Annotated in this window: 17 protein-coding genes and 1 pseudogene; 12 read left to right on the forward strand and 6 right to left on the reverse strand. The window is 60.1% G+C overall.

What is annotated here, in order from left to right:
* Positions 1 to 32: 32 nt before the first annotated feature.
* Entirely contained in the window at positions 33 to 1,616 is a 1,584-nt protein-coding gene (locus AC3Z8Y_RS02575) for an aldehyde dehydrogenase (NADP(+)) (protein ID WP_490088335.1), read from the reverse strand.
* Between the two features lie 286 nt (positions 1,617 to 1,902).
* On the opposite strand from AC3Z8Y_RS02575, the gene AC3Z8Y_RS02580 reads away from it, so the two are divergent.
* The 5 genes from AC3Z8Y_RS02580 to AC3Z8Y_RS02600 all read left to right on the forward strand — a co-directional run bounded on the left by AC3Z8Y_RS02580 (position 1,903) and on the right by AC3Z8Y_RS02600 (position 6,513).
* Complete coding sequence (locus tag AC3Z8Y_RS02580) at positions 1,903 to 2,895, forward strand: response regulator (protein WP_490088336.1); 993 nt, start codon at positions 1,903 to 1,905, stop codon at positions 2,893 to 2,895.
* A gap of 1 nt (position 2,896) precedes the next feature.
* The gene (locus tag AC3Z8Y_RS02585) at positions 2,897 to 3,850 is read left to right on the forward strand and encodes a sensor domain-containing diguanylate cyclase (protein ID WP_490088337.1); all 954 of its coding nucleotides are present in this window, start codon (positions 2,897 to 2,899) and stop codon (positions 3,848 to 3,850) included.
* Positions 3,851 to 3,929: 79 nt separating this feature from the next.
* Positions 3,930 to 4,352: a DUF3597 domain-containing protein gene (locus tag AC3Z8Y_RS02590; RefSeq protein ID WP_490088338.1), complete on the forward strand. Its 423-nt coding sequence runs from the start codon at positions 3,930 to 3,932 to the stop codon at positions 4,350 to 4,352.
* An 11-nt stretch (positions 4,353 to 4,363) separates the two neighbouring features.
* Positions 4,364 to 4,555: a hypothetical protein gene (locus AC3Z8Y_RS02595; RefSeq protein WP_181122702.1), complete on the forward strand. Its 192-nt coding sequence runs from the start codon at positions 4,364 to 4,366 to the stop codon at positions 4,553 to 4,555.
* A gap of 95 nt (positions 4,556 to 4,650) precedes the next feature.
* Positions 4,651 to 6,513 (forward strand): sensor domain-containing diguanylate cyclase, encoded by a 1,863-nt coding sequence (locus tag AC3Z8Y_RS02600; RefSeq protein ID WP_490088339.1) that lies wholly within the window; start codon positions 4,651 to 4,653, stop codon positions 6,511 to 6,513.
* On the opposite strand, the gene AC3Z8Y_RS02605 is transcribed toward AC3Z8Y_RS02600, so the two are convergent.
* The 3 genes from AC3Z8Y_RS02605 to AC3Z8Y_RS02615 all read right to left on the reverse strand — a co-directional run bounded on the left by AC3Z8Y_RS02605 (position 6,510) and on the right by AC3Z8Y_RS02615 (position 9,553).
* A complete protein-coding gene (locus AC3Z8Y_RS02605) occupies positions 6,510 to 7,415 on the reverse strand; it encodes a TauD/TfdA dioxygenase family protein (protein WP_490088340.1) in 906 nt (301 codons plus the stop codon). The two genes, AC3Z8Y_RS02600 and AC3Z8Y_RS02605, sit on opposite strands and share 4 nt — an antisense overlap.
* Positions 7,416 to 7,442: 27 nt before the next feature.
* Positions 7,443 to 8,486, reverse strand: a complete 1,044-nt coding sequence (locus tag AC3Z8Y_RS02610) for an ABC transporter substrate-binding protein (protein WP_490088341.1) — start codon at positions 8,484 to 8,486, stop codon at positions 7,443 to 7,445.
* Positions 8,487 to 8,662: 176 nt separating this feature from the next.
* On the reverse strand, positions 8,663 to 9,553 hold the full coding sequence (locus AC3Z8Y_RS02615) for a bestrophin family protein (RefSeq protein WP_181117692.1): 891 nt from the start codon (positions 9,551 to 9,553) through the stop codon (positions 8,663 to 8,665).
* A gap of 208 nt (positions 9,554 to 9,761) precedes the next feature.
* Between AC3Z8Y_RS02615 and AC3Z8Y_RS02620 the strand changes: the two genes are divergently transcribed.
* Positions 9,762 to 10,673 (forward strand): alpha/beta fold hydrolase, encoded by a 912-nt coding sequence (locus tag AC3Z8Y_RS02620; RefSeq protein WP_490088342.1) that lies wholly within the window; start codon positions 9,762 to 9,764, stop codon positions 10,671 to 10,673.
* Between the two features lie 2 nt (positions 10,674 to 10,675).
* Here AC3Z8Y_RS02620 and AC3Z8Y_RS02625 read toward each other — a convergent pair whose 3' ends face one another.
* The gene (locus AC3Z8Y_RS02625) at positions 10,676 to 10,918 is read right to left on the reverse strand and encodes a hypothetical protein (protein ID WP_490088343.1); all 243 of its coding nucleotides are present in this window, start codon (positions 10,916 to 10,918) and stop codon (positions 10,676 to 10,678) included.
* Positions 10,919 to 11,248: 330 nt separating this feature from the next.
* Here AC3Z8Y_RS02625 and AC3Z8Y_RS02630 point away from each other — a divergent pair, with 330 nt between their 5' ends.
* The 4 genes from AC3Z8Y_RS02630 to AC3Z8Y_RS02645 all read left to right on the forward strand — a co-directional run bounded on the left by AC3Z8Y_RS02630 (position 11,249) and on the right by AC3Z8Y_RS02645 (position 16,370).
* Complete coding sequence (locus AC3Z8Y_RS02630) at positions 11,249 to 12,472, forward strand: RtcB family protein (protein WP_490088344.1); 1,224 nt, start codon at positions 11,249 to 11,251, stop codon at positions 12,470 to 12,472.
* A gap of 499 nt (positions 12,473 to 12,971) precedes the next feature.
* Complete coding sequence (locus AC3Z8Y_RS02635; RefSeq protein ID WP_490088345.1) at positions 12,972 to 14,831, forward strand: AAA family ATPase; 1,860 nt, start codon at positions 12,972 to 12,974, stop codon at positions 14,829 to 14,831.
* Positions 14,828 to 16,132 (forward strand): McrC family protein, encoded by a 1,305-nt coding sequence (locus AC3Z8Y_RS02640; RefSeq protein WP_490088346.1) that lies wholly within the window; start codon positions 14,828 to 14,830, stop codon positions 16,130 to 16,132. The genes AC3Z8Y_RS02635 and AC3Z8Y_RS02640 overlap by 4 nt, the downstream gene beginning before the upstream one ends.
* A gap of 37 nt (positions 16,133 to 16,169) precedes the next feature.
* A complete protein-coding gene (locus AC3Z8Y_RS02645) occupies positions 16,170 to 16,370 on the forward strand; it encodes a hypothetical protein (RefSeq protein ID WP_490088347.1) in 201 nt (66 codons plus the stop codon).
* A 45-nt stretch (positions 16,371 to 16,415) separates the two neighbouring features.
* On the opposite strand, the pseudogene AC3Z8Y_RS02650 reads toward AC3Z8Y_RS02645, so the two are convergent.
* Positions 16,416 to 16,568 (reverse strand): annotated as a pseudogene (locus AC3Z8Y_RS02650) (BrxR family transcriptional regulator); the annotation flags it as partial.
* A 604-nt stretch (positions 16,569 to 17,172) separates the two neighbouring features.
* Between AC3Z8Y_RS02650 and AC3Z8Y_RS02655 the strand changes: the two are divergent.
* Positions 17,173 to 19,119: a class I SAM-dependent DNA methyltransferase gene (locus AC3Z8Y_RS02655; RefSeq protein WP_490088348.1), complete on the forward strand. Its 1,947-nt coding sequence runs from the start codon at positions 17,173 to 17,175 to the stop codon at positions 19,117 to 19,119.
* Positions 19,109 to 20,422: a restriction endonuclease subunit S gene (locus tag AC3Z8Y_RS02660; RefSeq protein WP_490088349.1), complete on the forward strand. Its 1,314-nt coding sequence runs from the start codon at positions 19,109 to 19,111 to the stop codon at positions 20,420 to 20,422. The genes AC3Z8Y_RS02655 and AC3Z8Y_RS02660 overlap by 11 nt, the downstream gene beginning before the upstream one ends.
* Positions 20,423 to 20,435 lie beyond the last annotated feature (13 nt).

The following is a 20,435-nucleotide window of genomic DNA, read 5'->3' on the forward strand; positions in this document are numbered from 1 at the left end:
AGCTCTGCCCCCACGGCTAAGCGAACCGTGGGTCAGGCGATAGCCTGGATGCTCCACTCACCGTTCACCAGGCGCTGAAGGCCCAGCGGGTTGGCGTTCTGCAAGGCTTCTGGCAGCAGCGCGTCGGGGTAGTTCTGGAAGCAGATCGGCCGCAGGTAACGGTCGATCGCCAGGGTACCCACTGACGTACCACGGGCGTCGGAGGTGGCCGGGAACGGGCCGCCGTGCACCATGGCTTCACACACTTCCACACCGGTTGGGTAACCGTTCACCAGAATGCGCCCTACCTTGTGCTCCAGGATCGGCACCAGCCACTGGTAGGTCTGCAGGTCGGCGGTTTCGCCAATCAGCGTCGCGGTCAGCTGGCCACGCAGGCCCAGGAGGGCTTGCTTGAGCTCAGCGTCGTCAGCCACTTCCACCACCACGGTGGTAGGGCCGAACACTTCTTCTTGCAGCAGCGCATCGCCGTTCAGCAGCAGCGAAACGTCTGCCTTGAACAGCTGCGCCTGGGCCTGGTTGCCTTCCTGCGCGTTGCCAGCCAGGTGAGTGATACCTGGGTGGCTGAGCAGGTGCTGCACGCCGCTGCTGTAGCTTTTCAGGCCACCGGCATTGAGCATGGTCTGCGCGGGCTGGCCACCGATTTCGGTTTTCAGCGCTTCCAGGAAGGTGGTGAATTCAGCCGACTTCACGCCGATCACCAAGCCTGGGTTGGTGCAGAACTGGCCTGCGCCCATGCATACCGAACCTGCCAATTCCTTGGCCACGGTTGCGCCGCGAGCCTTGAGGGCTTCTGGCAGCAGGATCACCGGGTTGATGCTCGACATCTCGGCAAATACCGGGATGGGCTCTGGGCGCTCTGCAGCGATCTTGCACAGCGCGGTGCCGCCACCCAACGAGCCAGTGAAGCCTACGGCCTTGATGGCCGGGTGCTTGACCAGTGCTTCGCCAACGCGGTTGCCGAAGATCATGTTGAACACGCCTTTAGGCATGCCAGTACGCTCGGCAGCGCGGGTGATGGCAGTGCCCACCAGGTCGGCGGTGGCCATGTGGCCGCTGTGGGCTTTCACCACAACCGGGCAGCCAGCGGCGAAGGCCGAAGCGGTGTCACCGCCGGCGGTGGAGAACGCCAGAGGGAAGTTGCTGGCGCCGAACACCGCTACCGGGCCTACACCGATACGGTATTGGCGCAGGTCCAGGCGTGGCAGCGGCTTGCGGTCCGGCAGCGGCAGGTCGATGCGGGCACCGAGGTAGTCGCCACGGCGCAGCACTTTGGCAAACAGGCGCATCTGGCCACTGGTACGGCCACGCTCACCCTGGATGCGTGCGGCAGGCAACGCGGTTTCGCGGCAAACGATGGCAACGAAGTCATCGCCCAGGGCATCGAGCTCATCAGCAACGGCTTCAAGGAACTCTGCTCGGCGAACGGGGCTCAACTGACGGAATTCAGGGTAGGCGGCATCGGCAGCCTTGGCGGCGGCATCCACTTCAGCGTCGGTGGCCTGGCAGAAGCTGTATGGCAGGGCTTCGCCGCTGGCGGCGTCTATGCTCTTGAGGCTGGATTCGCCAAGGGCGCTACGGGCACCGTTGATGAAATTGTGTCCGAGAACGTCAGGCATTGTTGTCTCCTTGTTCGGTTAACGGGAAGCGTGAGCGCTGCCAAAGCGAGGGAAGTTTGAATGCGACAGCTTCGACAGGTGTTGCCGGACATCATACAACTGCAAGGCTCGATGTCCAAGCTATGCTACGACCGGCTCGTTACCAGTGAAGCATCGCTGCTAGGTTTTACCCTAATACGTGCATGATTTGATACAAGCACGCCAAAGCGCTGGCGTAGTGCCATGCTGCTTGTTTACAGTGCCGCTCGCCGCGCCCCGCACAGCTTTCAACCGGACGAAGATCTAAATGGCTGCTGTACCTTTGCTCATTTGTGACGATTCCAACATGGCCCGCAAGCAACTGCTCCGGGCCTTACCCGAAGGGCTTGAGTTGTCTGTGACCCAAGCCGAAAACGGGCGGCTGGGCCTGGAAGCCATTCGCAACGGCCTGGGCGAAGTGGTGTTGCTGGACCTCACCATGCCGGAGATGGACGGCTATGAGGTACTGGCGGCCATCCAGGAGGAAGGCCTGGACACCCAGGTGATCGTGGTATCCGGCGACGTGCAGGATGAAGCCGTGCGCCGCGTGATGGGCCTGGGGGCGACCGCGTTTCTCAAAAAGCCCGCCAACCCGGATGAACTGCGCGAGGCACTCAGCCAGTGTGGTGTATTCGCCACCGGGCAGGGCCCGATCGAGCAACCTGGGGCCGACGTTGCGATCAACTTCAACGACGCGTTCCGCGAAACCGTGAACGTTGCGATGGGCCGCGCCGCCGCGTTGCTGGCCAAGGTGCTGCACGTGTTCATCGAGTTGCCTATCCCCAACGTCAATGTGCTGGAAGTGGGTGAACTGCACATGGCGCTGGCCGACGCCCAGCGCGGCAATCAACTTACCGCCATCTGCCAGGGGTATATCGGCGAAGGCATCGCCGGCGAAGCACTGCTGATGTTCCACGACAGCAGCCTGCCGGACATGGCCCGGCTGTTGCGCCAGGAATACCGTGAAAGTAGCCAGTCCGAAATGCTGCTGGATTTGTCCGCCTTGCTGATCGGCGCCTGCCTGAGCGGCATTGGCGAACAGATTGACCTTACCTTTTCGCTAAGCCATCCGCAGGTGTTGGGCGAGCACGCCCGTATCGAAGACCTGATCACGCTCAACCGCCACCGCTGGAAGCAAACCCTCGCCGTGGAAATCAGCTATAGCGTCGAAGGCTACGATATACACTTCGACCTGCTGCTCCTGTTTACCGAGACGTCGCTGGCCAGGCTCAAAGGCAAGCTCGCGTACATGATGAATTGATATGAACACACCTATGGACCTTACCGAACTGCACTGGCTTCTCGCCATTACCCAAAGCATCGATGTAGGCGTGGTCGTCTTTGATCGTTCCTTCAACGTGACGGTGTGGAACTCGTTCATCGAAAACCATTCCGGCATTCCGGCCCGGGAAGCCCAAGGCAAGTCGTTCTTCTCGCTGTTCCGCGAGGTGGAGCAGACCTGGTTTACCCGCAAGGTGGAAAACGTGGTCACGCTGGGCTCTCCCAGTTTCACGATCTGGGAGCAACGCCCCTACCTGTTGAAGTTCGAGACCTATCAGCCCATCACCGGCTCCGAGCCCTTCATGTACCAGAACACCACGCTGTTCCCGCTGCGCTCGATCAACAACCGGATAGAGCACATTTGCCTGGTGATCTATGACGTGACGGAAGTGGCCACCAACCGCCGCCAGCTGCAAACGGTGAACGCGCAGTTGCAGAAGCTTTCCAGTACCGACCGACTCACCGGGCTGTACAACCGGGGCCATTGGGAAGAATCGTTGAAGCACGAATACGCCCGCCACAGCCGCTATGGCAACGATTGCGCGTTGGTGATGTTCGACATCGACCACTTCAAACAGGTGAACGACACCTATGGCCACCCGGGCGGCGATCGAGTGATCCAGCGCGTGGCCGACGTGGTGCGCGAGCATGTGCGCGATTCCGACATCTGCGGCCGCTACGGTGGCGAGGAATTCGCCCTGCTGTTGCCCGATACCGACAAGGAAGGCGGCCACATACTGGCTGAACGCCTGCGTGCGTCCATCGAGGCCTTGGTGGTCACCCACGAGAATAAAGCCATCCGCTTTACCATCAGCCTGGGCGTTGCCGACCTGCGCAAGCCGGCAGCCGATTATCAGGAACTGATCGAGCGCGCCGACCAGGCCCTGTACACCTCCAAGCGCAGCGGGCGCAACCGGGTTACCGTGTTCGCCTGAACGCGGCGGTCACATCGATCAAACTTTCCGCGCGGCGCTGGGGTCCACCAAAGACCTACGGCACCACGAGGAACCATCGATGAGCCTTTTCAAAGACATCCTGAGCAAGTTGGGCATCGGCCATGACGACACTCAGCCCACCACGACCACCGCAACGCCCACCCCTCCAGGTAGCGCCGCGCCGGTAAGCGTGGACGGTGGGGTGCCGCCCATGACCGGAACCACTACGCCGCGCACGGATACCACCGTGGATGTGGGCGCCAAGCTGGACGGCCTGGCTAATGAACACGCTGAGAAACTCAACTGGCGCACTTCTGTGGTCGACCTGCTGAAGCTGCTTGGCATCGACAGCAGCCTGGAGCACCGCAAGGAGCTGGCCAACGAACTGAACTGCCCGGCTGACAAGCTCAGCGACTCCGCCGAAATGAACATGTGGTTGCACAAAGCCGTGCTGCAAAAGATTTCCGCCAACGGCGGCACGGTACCCAGCGAACTTCTGTGAGGAACGCACCCATGGCAGTCAAGATCCAGCGGCTCGAAGGCCGGGATATTCCCTGTGAAGCCCAGCGCAAGGACGCCACGGCTGTCTTTCACATCACTGACGACAACGGGCGGGACGAGTACCGCTACAATGATGTCGACGCCGCCCGGCGCGTAGTGGAACTCAGCGACCGTGAGCGTATGGAGCGCAGCGGTTCCCGCTAGCTGAGCGGTTTGTACCCGTAACTGCCCGGCCCGCCCGGGCAGTGTTTTATCCGTTCTCGACATTAACCGGTACAGGGAGCCCACGGTTGAGCAAAGTGGCGTCAGAACCCGAGCAGGTTCGGCTGCGGTTGCTTCGAGCACTGAACCTGCTGGATACGGAACCAGAGCCGGAATTCGACCGAATTACCCGGCTGCTGGCGCGTGCGCTCGATGTGCCCATCGCGCTGGTATCGCTCATCGACGAGCACCGGCAGTGGTTCAAATCTGCCTACGGGCTTGGGGTGCGCGAAACACCCCGTGAAATTGCCTTTTGCGACCACGCCATCCGCCAGCACGAGCCGCTGATCGTCAACGATGCCAGCCGTGACCTTCGCTTCGCTCACAACCCTTTGGTAACCAGCGCACCCAATATTCGCTTTTATGCCGGCGTGCCGCTGCGCACCAGTGACGGCCATGCATTGGGCACGCTGTGCGCCATCGATTCGCGGCCGCGTGAGTTGAGTGACGAACAGCTGCAAGTGCTTGAAGACCTGGCCGAGTTGGTTGTGCGCGAGATCCGCCTGCGAGAAGCAGCGCTATTGTCGCGCTCCCACCTTCGGCTATCGGATGCGCGTATCGAAACCGCAGAGGATCGGTTCCGCTCGGTGTTTGAAAGCGCCGGGCCCGGCATGGTGCTGTCCGACGCCAATGGCGTACTCAAGCGGGTAAACCCTGCCTTCTGCGAACTGGTCGGGTATACGGCCAGCGAGCTGCGCGGCATGACCTACCAGGGCTTCACCCACCCCCAGGATCTGGGCGAGAACGTGCCTCAGTGGACTCGCTTGCGCGATGGCGAGATAAACAGGCTGGAACTGGAGAAACGGCTGATCCGCAAAAATGGCGAGCATCGCTGGGTTCACGTGACCCTCACTCGCCACCTGCTACCCCACGGCGAGCTGGATTTCATCCTGGCCGTGGTTACCGATATCCAGGCGCGCAAGGTGGCCCAGGCGGCGCTGGCCCAACTGGCCTCCGAGCTGGAACAGCGTGTGGCCGAGCGTACCGAAGCACTGCATCAGCGCGAGGTGGAGCTGACCGCCGTGCTGGAATACACCCAGGACGCCTACGTACGTACCGACAACCATGGCCGCATCCTGGCCTGGAACCGCCAGGCCGAGGCCACGTTTGGCTGGAGCCGCGAGGAAGCCGTGGGGCAACTGCTGGAAGACCTGGTGATACCGCCCGCGATGCGTGAGCAACACGTGAAGGGCATGCGGAACTACCTGCAGACCGGCGAGAACCGGGTGCTGGGCAAGCGCCTGGAGTTGCAAGCCCTGCGCCGCGATGGCCGCACCATTCCGGTCGAACTGCACATCAATGCCCTGCATTCGGAGCAAGGCGTGTTCTTCAACGCCTTTCTCCACGAGATTTCCGCCCGCAAGGCCAAGGAAGAGGCCCGTGAGCGCGATGCTCTGCAAGACCCACTCACTGGCGTGGCGAACCGGCGAGCGCTGAGCGAATGGTTGCCGCGCGCAATGTCCACTGAAGACGACACCTTGGCCGTGCTGTTTATCGACCTGGACGGCTTCAAGGCCATCAACGACCGCCTGGGCCATGATGCGGGCGACGTGCTGCTCAAGGAAGTTGGCCAACGGATGGTTCGCTGCCTGCGCGGCAGCGACCGGGTATTCCGCGTGGCGGGGGATGAGTTCGTGGCAGTGCTCACGCACCTTGCAGGCGCATCCCAGGCCAGCGGCGTTGCAACCAAACTGCTGGCCGCGATCTCCGCCCCTATAAAGCTCGACGCAGAGCCCGTGAACGTCAGCGCCAGTATCGGCTTCACCCTGTACTCCGCCGGCGACAGCCGTGGCGCGGAGCAACTGATCAAGGACGCCGATACCGCGATGTATTCAGCCAAGGACAGCGGGCGCAACCGGGTGTGTGCCTTCCAGGCTCCGGCAACGCCCTCGGGCGACTAGAACGGGCGGCTACCCGCCAGGCTGATCCGCTTCATGCGCCGCTGTTCATTGGCAGGGAAGGCATTGCGGGCATGCAACACCGCCTGGTTATCCCACCACACGATATCCCCCGGCTGCCATTGATGGCTGTAGTGGAAACGCGGCTGCTCCAGGTGCGCCCGCAGCCGTTCGATCAACGCTTGGCCGTAGGCCGGGTCCACGCCTGCAATTTCCACCTCTGTGGCCACGCCGAGAAACAGCAACCGCTTGCCGCTGTCGGGATGGGTGCGCACCAGCGGGTGCTCGGTGCCTTGGATGGCAGGGACGTCCGGCGTGCGGTAGCGCACCGAGCCGCCGTTATACCCACCCAGCTGCCGGCGCACGAAGGGGTTGTAGGTGATCAGCCGCAGCCCGTCGATTTCTTCCCGGGTGGCCGCATCCAGCGTTTCATACGCCAGCACCAGGTTAGTAAAGCGCGTTTCACCGCCGCTGGAAGGCACGGCCTGGGCATACAGGAACGAGCCGGATGACGGGCTCGGCGTCCATTGGTGGTCCGCATGGGCGGGGATGGCGCCATTGCCCAACTCGCCATCTTCGGTATTGGCCACCTTCACGATATCCGGCGCCCGGCCGTCCTTGCCGGAGGACAGCACGGGAATGTCCGCTGGCGGCTGGAATACCGTCCCGAAGTGGGTCGCGAATTTCAGGTAATCCGGGTCGGACAAGTGCTGCTGGTTGAACACCAGAATGTGGTGCTCGTGCAACGCGTGCTTGAGTTGCAACACCTGCTCGGGCTTCACATGGTTGAGGTCGATACCGGTGACCCGTGCGCCCAACGGGGCTTCGAGAGGGGTGATATCAAAGCGTTCGCCACGGGGATGAACGTAAGGTTTAGTGGGCGCGAACGAAGCGGTCTGGGTCATTGTGGGTTCCTTTGCTGGAAAGTGATGTCAGCGTGCGGCTTGGGTGTCTGCGGCGGCGGTCAAGGCAGTGTCGAGGAAGCCCGGCTGCGCCCATTCCTTCACGGAGAACGGCGCGCGGATCAGCCGCTGCTGGGCAGCGAGGTCCACGGACTTTTGCAACCGGCCGATAAAGTCCTGATCCAGGCGAGGGTCGAATTGCCGGCTGAAGTCCACCGATTCGGCATCCGTCGCCAACACCACCGTGGGGTAACTCGCCACGCGGGACACCAACTCCACATAGGCCTGCTTGTTGTCCGGCACCGCCAGCCACGCCAGCGCCTTTTGCTGGGCGCGCAGCAGGCGTTCGGTCACTCCGGGGTAGTGGTCCACAAAGGCGCCATTGCCCACCAGCATGCCTTGCAGGTCGCCAGCACCGTTCAGGTCCGCCGTGTTGAGCGGCAACTCGGCCAGCCCGCGCTCACGCAAGGCCACCAGCCCAGCGTTGCCCCAGGTCGCGTCCAGCTGGCGCGCCGCCAGGGCCGCATTGGCCGCGCTGAAATCCAGGTTCACCACACGAATGTCCTTCTCCGACAAGCCATGGCTGGCCAGGGCCGCATCGAACGACAACTGGCTGGCGGTACCGCGGAATATCCCCACCTGCTTGCCTTTCAAATCCTCCAGGGTCTTGATGCCAGAACCCGGCACCACGCCTAGGTAACTCTTCACCCGCCGCGCGGTACCGGCCAGCAAGCGCGTGTCGAGCCCGCTGGATTTGCCAATGATCGCCGCCAGGTCGCCCAGGTAGGCAAAGTCCACCTGGTCATTGGCCAATGCCTCGTTGATCACCGGGCCAGCGCCTTTGAAGAACAGCCACTGCACCTTGATGCCGTCTGCTGCGAATTCCTTCTCCAGCAACTGTTGATCGCGCAGCACATCCACCACGCCGCCGCCGCTGTGCTCGCTGCCGGCGCTCAGGTCTGGCACGGCGATACGGATTTCATCAGGCTGGTTTTGCGCGCAGGCGGCGGTGGCAAAGGCACTGGCGAGGATAAAGGGTGCGAGGGAACGAAACAGACGGGGTACGGCGAGCATCAGTGGCTCCAGAGTAGTCGGGAGCGGCTAGCTAGGCATACGCGGGTTATGCGCGAGAAATACCGAAAAGCCATTCTGCGCTTCGTTTTCGGCATAACCCCGCAACGGCGGGGGGCAATTGTGGGGATTAAACGCCCGGCATGGAAAATATGCCGGGCGGGCATTGCTGCCAGGGGCTAGGCGATGCGATCGCCGCCCAAGGCATCGCGCTGCATGGAAGCCAGGTTCTTCTCGATGGTTTCGCAGATCGCTTCCATCTTGATCTGGTGTTCACTTCTGCGGAACGGGCTCTGCAGGTCGGTACCAATGCGCTCGATCGCCAGCAACATAAAGCCCACCACGGTGGACGCCAGCGGGGTGAACCAGCCCAGCGACTCAACCAGGCCCACCGGCACGATCAGGCAGAACAGCGAAATGAACAGGCGGGGGAAATACACGTAAGGGTAGGGCAGCGGCGTATTGGCAATCCGCTCCATGCCGCCTTGGCTGTTGGACAGCTCCACCAAAGTAGACTCCAGCCGCGACAAGCGAATGCTGTCCAGGTGGCCCGCCTTGTACTCCTTGGCGAGCAGCGCCGCGCTGCCATTGAGGATGTCGTTGGCAAAGTTGTTGGTGGCGCCATGGCGGGCGAACTCGTCATCGGGGATAAACGCCCGCACCTCCTCCGGGCACGGCTGCCCGCGCAAGTGCGCCGCCAGGCAATTCACATAGGCCACATGCCGGCGCAGCAACGTGGCCTTCACCGGGTTCACCTCGCCATCCGGGTCATCCAGCAGCGTAAGCACCTGTCGGGCAAAGCTGCGCGAGTTGTTAACCATCGCGCCCCACAACGTGCGCGCTTCCCACCAGCGGCCATAGGCACTGCTGTTGCGAAAGCTGATCAGCACCACCAGCGCCGAACCTAGCAGGGTCAAGGGCATCAGCGGCAGGTTGAGCTTGCTGTCCAGGAACAGCATGAAATCCACCGTGACCGCCACGTCCCACAGCAACAGCCAGAACAACGCCCAGCCCACGTAGCCCAGGGTTTTGACGATCAAACGGTATTTATTGACGATGGAGTCTTTCAATCCGGTACCTCAAAGCGAACGTCAGTGGCTAAGGTCGGACGGTGGATGAGGGTGAAGGTTCGGAGGGCTGGGCGGCGGATTAGTTACAAGGCGTGAATCGGTTCAGGCGCGCTAGACCGGGGCGCCGGTAAGCGGAATGGCGAATAATTGAGTTAGCGCTACGCTTGAATCACCCCACGGGAGCCCCTCCCGGGTGATGGAGGCTTACATGGTTCGTGCCCTGCTTGCCGCTGTTACATTGCTGGTACTGGCTGCCCCTGCTGTAGCCGAGGTGGCTCCCTTCCCAGCCGCGTTTCGAACCCAGGATATACCGATAGAAGGCGCCACCCTCCACGTACGCGTGGGCGGCAAAGGCCCGGCGGTGGTGCTGCTGCATGGCTTTGGCGATACCGGCGACATGTGGGTGCCGCTCGCCACCGACTTGGTGAAAGACCACACCGTAGTGGTGCCCGACCTGCGAGGGATGGGCTTGTCCTCCATCCCCGAAAGCGGCTACGACAAGAAAACCCAAGCGGGTGATATTCGTGGCGTGCTGGCGGCGTTGGGGATCGAGCATTCCGTGGTGATCGGCCACGACATCGGCACCATGGTTGCCTACGCATACGCCGCCCGCTACCGCGACCGCACCGACAAGCTGGTGGTGATGGACGCGCCGGTGCCCGGCGTGCCACCGTGGAACGACATCGTGCGCTTGCCCGCCCTGTGGCACTTCGACTTCGGTGGGCCGGATGCCGAGCGGCTGGTCGCCGGCCGTGAGCGTATTTACCTGGATCGGTTCTGGAACGAATTCGCCGGCAACCCAGCAAAAGTGGACGAAGCTACCCGCGCCCACTACGCCACCCTCTACGCCAGGCCCGGCGCGATGCACGCGGCCTTCGCGCAATTTCGCAGCATCCGCCAAGATGCGGTAGACAACCAAGCCTCACTCACCCCGAAGCTGGCCATGCCGGTGCTGGCGATTGGCGGGGAAAAATCCTTCGGCAGCAACGAGGCGGTAGTGATGCGCAACGCCGCCGACCATGTCACGGAAGTGGTGGTGCCGGGCGCAGGGCACTGGCTGATGGAAGAGGCCCCCGGGCCTACGGTGCAGGCCGTTCGGGCGTTTTTAGAGGCGCGTTGAACCTAACCCTGCAAGCCTTCCAAACGCACCTGCACCGCGTCGTCGAAAAAGATATACAACGCCTCGATGTCGGGCTTGCGAATACGCCGGTCCGACTCCAGCCCGCGCACGAACTCAAGCTGAATCTCCGCCTCCGCAGCCACCTCCTCCGGCGTGTTCGCTTCCTCCAGCGAGCGCAACAACCGCTCGATCGGCGTACGCAGGTTTTTCGGGATCTTGAGTGCGTCCAGTTGTTCGTTGAGCATGTGCGTTACCTAATAAATGCCCCGGTGCCACATAGCTGACGGGATTATCTGTTGGGAAGCTGCTCAACCCGTAGGAAGCGGGCGGAGCTCGCGAATGGGCACCATACTCCCACAAATGAACTTAAGCCTGTGGGGCCGAACTTCCGGCGGAGCCCGGGAATATCCCCAGACCTTCGTTGGAATATCCCAGCAAAACCATTAAATTTCGAATCCCCCACCCCCGCTTCCAGAGCAATTCACCCCCATTCCCCCTGTCCAATCCAATACCAAGAATGCCCTCAAGCCAACAGGTTTGCCTGAACCCGTCGGCGCATTTCAAGGAGCACACCCATGACCACCCAACACTACGACCTGCTCAAGGGCCCCGAAGGCAGCCCCATCAAAATGTGGACCCAAGGCGTGCCCGTCGACCCCGCGGCCAAGCAGCAACTGCTGAACACCGCCCGCATGCCCTTCATCTTCAAACACATGGCCGTAATGCCCGACGTGCACTTGGGCAAAGGCTCCACCATCGGCAGCGTGATCCCCACCAAGGGCGCGGTAATCCCCGCAGCGGTAGGCGTGGACCTGGGCTGCGGCATGTCTGCGGTGCGTACCTCCTTGAGCGCGGCCGACCTGCCGGACAACCTCGCCGGCCTGCGCACCGCCATCGAAAAAGCCGTACCCCACGGCCGCACGATGGGCCGCGGTCGCGACAAAGGCTCATGGGATGCCGCCCCCAAACAAGTGGACCACGCCTGGGCCGCCTTGAAAGGGCGCTTCGACCTCATCGCCGCCAAGCACCCGGTGCTGAAGAAAACCAACAACCACAAACACCTCGGCACCCTGGGTACCGGCAACCACTTCGTGGAGGTGTGCCTCGACGAAGCCAACCACGTGTGGTTCATGCTGCACACCGGCTCGCGTGGCGTCGGCAACGCCATCGGCTCGTACTTCATCGAAAAGGCACGCGACGAAATGCGCGCCCACATGATCAACCTGCCCGACCGCGACCTCGCCTACCTGAAGGAAGGTACCCGCAGCTTCGACGACTATGTGGAAGCCGTGGAATGGGCCCAGGACTACGCCCGCCAGAACCGCGCCGTGATGATGCTCGCCGTGCTCGACGCCGCCCGCGGCATCATCCGCAAACCCTTCGAAGCCCGCCTCATCGCCGTGGACTGCCACCACAACTACATCGAGCGCGGCACCTACTTCGGCGAAGACATCCTCCTCACCCGCAAAGGCGCCGTCTCCGCACAAAAAGGCCAGATGGGCATCATCCCCGGCTCCATGGGCGCCAAGAGCTTTATCGTGCGCGGGCTGGGCAATAAAGAAGCGTTTTGCAGTTGCTCACACGGGGCAGGGCGAGTGATGAGCCGCACACAGGCCAAGGCGCGATTTACCGTTGCGGACCAGGTGAAGGCGACGCAAGGGGTGGAATGCAGGAAGGATGAAGCGGTGATTGATGAGATCCCGATGGCTTACAAGGATATTGAAAAAGTGATGGAGGCGCAGAGGGATTTGGTGGAGGTGGTGCATACGTTGAGGCAGGTGGTTTGTGTGAAGGGGTAGGCTTACGCGCGTTCGGCTCGCTAATCAGGCGGCGAGCGTTTCGCATCAGCGTGTACCGCAGACACAGCTGTTACCGCTGCGCTAGATAACCGCGATAGGCACCCTGGCCTAACAAAGCTGTTCGGGCTGCAGCGGACCCGGTAGGAAGCGGGCGACAGCTCGCGAATAGTCATTTCTGCAACCTGCCGCGTGATTGCGGCCCCGCCGCTCCCACAGAGTAGGAGGCCATCTATGGAGCGGCGGCTCCTTCTACCGATGCTTCACCCTCCAGCAACCTACCCATTGATCCCACTGCAACTCCGCATCCTGGCTTAACCGTCACGGTGACGGCATGGGGTAAGAGCCCACTACGCCCCTGCGCCGCTTCCATATAATTGCGTTACAAAATGTTTTGCTGCACATTGCCATCATTCACGCTCCAAGGATGAGCCTGGCTGATACGCAAGGCCTCGAAACGACGCCTAAGGCGTTCAACAGAAGTAACTATGGATGACGGCGCATGACCACTACTCCAAAGAACCAAATCCTCTTTGGGCCGCCGGGCACGGGTAAAACCTACGCCACTATCGACGCTGCGCTGGAAGTGCTCGATCCGGCGTATCTGCTGGAACAGCAGGAGAGCCGCGCCGCGCTCAAGCGTCGTTTCGACGAGTTGGTGCAGCAGGAGCGGATTCGTTTTGTGACCTTCCACCAGAGCTTCAGTTACGAAGACTTTGTCGAAGGGTTGCGTGCGTCCAACGATGAAGTCACTCAGCAGCTGCGCTATGACGTGGTAGATGGGGTGTTCAAATCGCTGTGCGAGGCGGCTGCGGTAAAGGTGACTAGTCAAGCGGCGGCCCCTATTGAATTAGGGCAGCGCCGTATCTGGAAAATGTCCCTTGGCAACACGCTTGGCGAAGACGCGAGCATTTACCAGGAATGCCTCATCGGTGGGTATGTGCTACTGGGCTGGGGGGACACTATCGATTTCAGCGGGTGTGCCAGTCGCTCGGACGTGCAGGCGCGCTTCGCGCAGGCAGGGTTCATCCCGGAAAATCCGGCGACCGATTACAGTATCACTAGCGTCACGGCCTTCGTTACTCGCATCCAAGTGGGCGACCTCATCGTGGTGTCCGATGGGAATTTTAAGTTTCGCGCCATAGGCGAGGTGACAGGCGGGTACGAGTTCAGGGCGCATAGCGAGTTGGAGGCAAGTTACTCGCAGATGCGGCGGGTCAAATGGCTGCGTCAGTACAGCCCCTCTCTGCCGCACAGCGAATTGCTCAACGGTCAGTTTAGCCAAATGACGCTGTATGAGTTGCGTGCCCCAACACTGAACCGAAGCAAGTTGGAGCTACTGCTGGGCGCCGCGCACGCAACGGTAACGGGGTTCCAGATTGGCCAGGTGTTTGGCCGGGACTACCAAGTGGTCCGCGCGACAGATGACTTACTCGAATTGCGAAAGCCCAACGGCAATCTCTTAGGCTTCTCTATGACGATGCTGAGCGAGTTGGCCAATGCGGTGCGCTTGGGCACTATTTCAATCCAAGACATTCGCGATAAGTCCGCAATGGCCAAGCTACCTAGCGCGGCGTTGGAACCGTTTCTGGTCAACGGCTACAACAATATCCTCGCTCCGCTGGTTGAATACCTCGCCGCTCCCCAAGCGCCCGCGACAGCAGCCGCGCCCCCGCCGGAAGCTCGGGTGCTCATCATCGATGAAATCAACCGGGGCAATGTATCGCGCATTTTTGGCGAGCTGATTACCTTGATCGAGCCTTCCAAGCGCGCCGGAGCCGAGGAAGCCTTGTCGGTGGTGCTGCCCTATTCGAAGCAAAGCTTCAGCGTGCCCGACAATGTTTATTTGATCGGCACCATGAATACCACTGACCGGTCCCTGGCTGGGCTAGACATCGCTCTGCGTCGTCGTTTCAATTTCCTCGAAATGCCGCCTCAGCCTCAGCTTCTAGACGATGTGAGCGTTGAGGGAGTGGTCATCGGGCAATTGCTAAGAGCAATCAATCGGCGCATAGAGGTGCTGCTCGACCGAGACCACTGCCTGGGCCACGCCTATTTCTTCCCGCTCAAGGCGGACAACTCGCTAGAACGCCTAGCAACGATCTTCCGCAACCAAGTCCTTCCGCTGCTTCAAGAGTACTTCTTCGAAGATTGGGAACGCATTGGATGGGTCCTGAACGACCAGCAGGCCGAGAACAATGGTACGCAACCCTTCGTCCAGCGACCGTCGGCTGGGCTTGGCCTCGAAGCGCTGTTTGGCGCTACGATCGCGGGGCGGCTTAACGACCAACGTTGGCAACTTAACCCGCTTGCGTTTAGCTCAATCGACAGTTACCTGAACGTCTTGGGCGGCGGTCAGTGAGTCGTCACTCGGTCTCGATTCGCGAGTACGGTCGGCTTACTACGGCGGCAGTGGAAAACTCGTTGGACTTGGCTCAGGTCACCTCTAGCGCGTTCGATTGGCTATGTGAACTGAGTGCAAGCTTCAAGGCCAACGGTGCCTCGCTGTTACAGCTGGAAGGCAGGCGCACGTTGAAGTGGGATGCCTATGTAGGAGTAGTCGAAACGCCCTGTGGTACTCGCCTCGAAATCCTGCCGAAGCACCATGAAGAAGGCGACTGCCTGGCCAGTAGTCGGCAATTGCTGCGCAAGCTGATTCAACGAGCCTTGCACCTAAAACCCCGTGAGGTATCCGTTGCCAGCCTAGAGCGCTTCGATGCGCCACTCAGCGAGTGGGTGATGAGGCAGTTCCTGGCTGAATTGGATGTGCTGGTAAAACGTGGCGTACGGTTCGATTACCAGCGAGTGGAGGAGGAGCGGCTCTTTCTCCGCGGTCAGCTCAACGCCGTGAAGCAAATGCGCCAGCCTCCAGGGCGCCAGCATCATTTTCAGATCAGCCACGATGTATTCCTTCCCGACCGTGCCGAAAATCGCCTGCTAAAGCTGGCGCTTGAGACAGTAGCCAAGAGTACGCAAGACGCCTCGAACTGGCGCCTTGCCAATGAGTTGCGGGCCCTATTGGCAGAGATCCCTTCAAGCAGGCAGGTAAGCCGCGACTTGCGAGCTTGGAGCGAGGATCGCCTGATGGCCCATTACCAAGCAGTAAAGCCTTGGTGCGAGCTGATCTTGAACCAGCAGATGCCACTCGCAGTACGGGGCCAATGGCGAGGTATCAGCCTGTTGTTCCCAATGGAAAGGCTGTTCGAGAGTTATGTCGGTGGTTGGCTGCGTGAGCAGTTGGCACCTGGTGCTAGGCTAACCACGCAGGCGGCGCGGCATAGCCTGTGCAGCCATATGAACGGCTCGATGTTTCGTTTGGCACCAGACTTCCTTCTGGAATGCGGGCGCCAGGCCTGGGTATTGGACACAAAATGGAAGCGGCTACAGGCGTTCAATCGGGCCGGCAACTACGGCCTAAGCCAAGCGGATTTCTATCAGCTGTTTGCGTATGGGCAAAAATACCTTGGCGGCTGCGGCGAGATGGCGCTGATCTTTCCGAGGTCTGCCAGCTTTCAGTTTGCGCTTCCGCCTTTTGATTTCAGCCCCTCGTTAAGGCTGTGGGTGATGCCCTTCGACCTGGATGCTGATGCCTTGGTTGGTATAGAGAGCGTGGGGTTCTCCCGGTGCATTCGTGATTTGCCACGGGCCGTCAGCGCTGTTTAAGCGAGCATCCTATTTGAATGACATAGAAGGACGAGAAATGGACACAACGAAGGAATCTGCATCGGAAGCCCTCATGGCTGCGGAAACAGCAAAGCTATACGCTGAAATAGCAAAGTTGAATGCCGAGCTGGAATTGATCAGGGTTAAGGCTGTGTGGAACCCGATCCTGGTAGTTGGTCTGATCTTGATCGCTGCTGCGGCGTCTGGTCTAGCGGTCTTCGGCATGGTTTCTCGATAGCTGGGCTTTTCGCGGGTATCCCTACCAAGGCCACCCCTGAGCCCGTTAGTCATACAACCAAGCCTTCAGCGCCTTCAGGTTCTTCACCCAGATCTGCTGCGCCTCGGGCTTAGGGTCGAGCTTCTTCGGGTCGATCTGATACCGCTGAAGCACATACTTCACCAGTGTCTGGCGGGTCAGAATCTCCAGCGTGCCATCCACCGGAAATGAGCATTATCCAGTCGAAAGGTCGACCTTTTAAAAGCCCGATACATAGAAAACACAAACCCCCGCTAAAAAGCGGGGGATATGTTAGCAACCTGAGGCGCCTCGAAAGGCGCCTTCTTCTCGGATTTGCTGGAGCCGGGGTAATCTGAAACGAGTGGATACCTAACTGTTTTGTCTAATTAATAATTGATTGGTCAACTTGCTTGGAATACCAGGTGGAACGCTGCGTGGCCTGGATTCCGATGGACGGTGCATTTTGAGAACCGCCCCCAAAAACGAATCGGGGCCGAATCTATCAAGCAAATGGACGCGCTGCTGATTGTTGCCCCTGGGCTCGCAGGTCAGGGGCTCCTAGTGTGGTGTTTCAGAAATACCCCTGGGAATCAGGCCACCGCTTTACCCGTGCTCTGCCAGCCGATAAGGTGGCGCGCATTCCAAAATGATGGCAGCTTGCGTGGCCCAGGGATGGCTCTCTGAATGAAGCGGTGCATTAAAGCACTGTTTTGAGGCTTCCTCAGGTTCTCTCTCGTTTGTTCATTGACCGTTTGAGTATTGGCCGGCCCATCTGATGGTGGACGGTATGGGAGTGTTATGCATGAGTGAATTGGCCCAGGCGTTGCTGGCAGCAGTACCGGAAGATGGCGGCAGCATCGGCAATCAGGCCCTTTATGAGCGACTCAAGAGCCAGTTCACCGGCCTGAGTGAAGAGCAATTCTGGGAATCGCGCGACGCGCTGATCGGTGAGGGTGTGCTGGTCAAAGGCCGCGGGCGTGGCGGCTCCGTGCTGCGCGCCCAGGCCGCAGGTGCCAGCCTGGCGGCGCAGGCGCTGAGCAAGGCGCGCGAGCGTTTCGAGCCGGCGGTGGCCGAAGTATCCGCCAGCTATGTCGCCGAAGCGGCAGCCAGTAAGGCCAAGGCGGTCAAAGTACAGGCTGCCACCAGTATCGAGGCCATGGAGAAAACCCTTTGGGCCACAGCCGACAAGCTGCGCGCCAATATGGATGCCGCCGAGTACAAGCACATCGTTCTCGGGCTGATCTTCCTCAAGTACGTCTCCGACAGCTTCGCCGGCCGCCGTGCTGAGTTGGAGCGCAAACTCACCGACGAAAACGACGACTACTATCTGGGCGATGACGATCCCGAGGCGCTCAACGCCGAACTGGAAGACCGCGACTATTACCGCGAGGTCAACGTATTCTGGGTGCCGGAAGTGGCGCGCTGGGAGTCGATCCGCGCCGCCGCCAAGCAGGTGGATATAGGCAAGCGCATCGACGAGGCCCTGGCTGCGATCGAGGCGGAAAACCTGCGGCTGAAGAACATCCTCGATAAGCGCTACGCCCGTGCGCAATTGCCGGACGGCAAGCTGGGCGAGTTGGTGGACCTGATCTCCACCATCGGCTTTGGTGACGACAGCAGCAAGGCCCGCGACCTGCTCGGCCAGGTGTACGAATACTTCCTCGGCCAGTTCGCCAGTGCTGAAGGCAAGAAGGGGGGGCAGTTCTACACCCCGGCTAGCATCGTCAAAACCCTGGTGGCAGTGCTCAACCCGCATCACGGCAAGGTCTACGACCCCTGCTGCGGCAGTGGCGGCATGTTCGTGCAGTCGGAGAAGTTTATCGAAGCCCACGGCGGCAAGCTGGGTGATGTGTCCATTTACGGGCAGGAGTCCAACCCCACCACCTGGCGTCTGGCGGCGATGAATCTGGCCATTCGTGGCATCGACTTCAACCTTGGCAAGGAGCCGGCAGACACCTTTGTGCGCAACCAGCACAGCGATCTGCGTGCTGACTTTGTGCTGGCCAACCCGCCGTTCAATATCAGCGATTGGTGGCACGGCAGCCTCGATGGCGACCCACGCTGGGTATACGGCACGCCGCCGCAAGGCAACGCCAACTACGCCTGGCTGCAACATATGCTCTACCACCTCAAGGCCAACGGCCGTGCCGGCATCGTGCTGGCCAACGGCTCGATGAGTTCCAGCCAGAACAGCGAAGGCGACATTCGCAAGGCCATGGTCGAGGCCGACGTAGTGGAGGTCATGGTGGCGCTGCCTGGCCAGTTGTTCTTCAACACCCAGATTCCCGCGTGCCTGTGGTTCCTCGCTAAGGACAAGCGCCATGCCCTGAGCACCGGCGGCATTGACCGCAGCGGCCAGGTGCTGTTTATTGATGCGCGCAAGCTGGGCGCCAGCGTCAGCCGAGTGCAGATCGAACTGAGCGATGCCGAAATCGAGCGTATCGCCACCACCGTCGCCGCCTGGCGTGGTGAGTCATTGGACAGCGGGGCCGAGTGCACGACCGCGCTGCCTGAATACCAGGATATCCCCGGCTTCTGCCGCAGCGTGCCTCTCGCGGAAATCGCCGAGCACGGCCATGTGCTGACCCCGGGCCGCTATGTCGGTGCCGAAGAGGTGGAAGAAGACGACGAAGCCTTTGCCGAGAAAATGCAGCGCCTGACAAAGCAGTTGGGCGAGCAGATGCAGAAGGGCGCGGAACTCGATCAGTTGATCTGGCAGAAGCTGGGGGGGCTGGGGTATGAGTTCTGAGGTGAGCTATACAAGCCTCGCTGATATCTGTTGCGATGTTAGCTATGGATATACAGAGAGCGCGACAAGTGAGGCTGTAGGCCCAAAGTTTTTGCGCATCACCGATATTCAGGGTGGCACGCTTGACTGGAGTCAAGTGCCTTATTGTCAGGCTACTGAGGCTAATACTAAGAAATATGCTCTTGAGATTGGTGACATTGTGATCGCACGTACAGGTAACTCGACGGGGGAGAATGCACAGCTGACAACGGAGCCTCCTTCTGCGGTTTTTGCCTCTTACTTGATACGTTTTCGCCCAGATGCATCTCGAGTTAACCCCTTTTTTGTTGGTTATCAATTGAGGTCTGAACGGTTCCGGCAGTACGTATCGGCAGTCCGGAGTGGGTCGGCACAACCGGGGGCTAATGCCAAGCAATTGGGTGCCTTCTCCGTCGAGTTAATTGATCGAGAACTTCAAGATGCAGCGGTAGAAACACTAAGAGCTATCGACGATCGTATCACCCTCCTGCGCGAAACCAACACCACTCTGGAAGCCATCGCCCAGGCGCTGTTCAAATCCTGGTTTGTCGATTTCGACCCTGTGCGTGCCAAGGTCGAATGCCGCCAGCCGGAAAGCATGGACGCCGCTGCCGCCCTGTTCCCCGATAGCTTCGAAGAGTCCGAACTAGGCTTGGTGCCGAAGGGGTGGCGTGTTACGGCTTGTAAAAACATCATGGACGTACGAGACGGTACCCATGACTCTCCAAAACCTTCTTCGTCAGGTTATCCACTAATTACAACTCGGCATATAACTAGCGGCGAAATAGTTGCTGGTGATGCATATTTGATTGCGGCTGATGATTATCTTTCTATATCTAAAAGGAGCAAGGTTGGTCGCTTGGATGTGCTTATCACAATGATCGGTACGGTTGGAGTTCCTGCAATTGTTCTTGATGATGCGCCGGAGTTTGCGATTAAGAATATTGGTTTATTTAAGTTGTCCGAGTTCCCGCTGTTTAGTCACTATATGTATATTTTGCTCTGCTCTGCGGGTATGCAGCGATATTTGCTTGCGCGCCTTGCGGGTACGACACAGAAGTATTTGTCGCTAAAGGCATTGAGGGAAATATCAGTTTTAGTGCCGTCCACATCTGTTTTGGAAAAATTTTCCCAGGTAGTTAGCCCTCTATTCGAAAAAATCCATCAGCAGCGTGGCCAAATCAAGTGCCTCACCCAACTCCGTGACACCCTCCTACCCCGCTTGATCTCCGGTCAACTGCATCTGCCGGAAGCTGAAGCGCTGGTAGCCGAGGTGGCCTCGTGATGCCTCCAGAACC

The sequence above is a fragment of the Pseudomonas sp. 3MAES_34.3B genome, from assembly GCF_058145875.1.

What these genes read in the sequence shown, in the direction of transcription:
- AC3Z8Y_RS02575 (WP_490088335.1), bottom strand. Translation starts at nt 1,616, where the DNA reads ATGCCTGACGTTCTCGGACACAATTTCATCAACGGTGCCCGTAGCGCC.
- AC3Z8Y_RS02580 (WP_490088336.1), top strand. Translation starts at nt 1,903, where the DNA reads ATGGCTGCTGTACCTTTGCTCATTTGTGACGATTCCAACATGGCCCGC.
- AC3Z8Y_RS02585 (WP_490088337.1), top strand. Translation starts at nt 2,897, where the DNA reads ATGAACACACCTATGGACCTTACCGAACTGCACTGGCTTCTCGCCATT.
- AC3Z8Y_RS02590 (WP_490088338.1), top strand. Translation starts at nt 3,930, where the DNA reads ATGAGCCTTTTCAAAGACATCCTGAGCAAGTTGGGCATCGGCCATGAC.
- AC3Z8Y_RS02595 (WP_181122702.1), top strand. Translation starts at nt 4,364, where the DNA reads ATGGCAGTCAAGATCCAGCGGCTCGAAGGCCGGGATATTCCCTGTGAA.
- AC3Z8Y_RS02605 (WP_490088340.1), bottom strand. Translation starts at nt 7,415, where the DNA reads ATGACCCAGACCGCTTCGTTCGCGCCCACTAAACCTTACGTTCATCCC.
- AC3Z8Y_RS02610 (WP_490088341.1), bottom strand. Translation starts at nt 8,486, where the DNA reads ATGCTCGCCGTACCCCGTCTGTTTCGTTCCCTCGCACCCTTTATCCTC.
- AC3Z8Y_RS02620 (WP_490088342.1), top strand. Translation starts at nt 9,762, where the DNA reads ATGGTTCGTGCCCTGCTTGCCGCTGTTACATTGCTGGTACTGGCTGCC.
- AC3Z8Y_RS02625 (WP_490088343.1), bottom strand. Translation starts at nt 10,918, where the DNA reads ATGCTCAACGAACAACTGGACGCACTCAAGATCCCGAAAAACCTGCGT.
- AC3Z8Y_RS02630 (WP_490088344.1), top strand. Translation starts at nt 11,249, where the DNA reads ATGACCACCCAACACTACGACCTGCTCAAGGGCCCCGAAGGCAGCCCC.
- AC3Z8Y_RS02635 (WP_490088345.1), top strand. Translation starts at nt 12,972, where the DNA reads ATGACCACTACTCCAAAGAACCAAATCCTCTTTGGGCCGCCGGGCACG.
- AC3Z8Y_RS02645 (WP_490088347.1), top strand. Translation starts at nt 16,170, where the DNA reads ATGGACACAACGAAGGAATCTGCATCGGAAGCCCTCATGGCTGCGGAA.
- AC3Z8Y_RS02655 (WP_490088348.1), top strand. Translation starts at nt 17,173, where the DNA reads ATGAGTGAATTGGCCCAGGCGTTGCTGGCAGCAGTACCGGAAGATGGC.
- AC3Z8Y_RS02660 (WP_490088349.1), top strand. Translation starts at nt 19,109, where the DNA reads ATGAGTTCTGAGGTGAGCTATACAAGCCTCGCTGATATCTGTTGCGAT.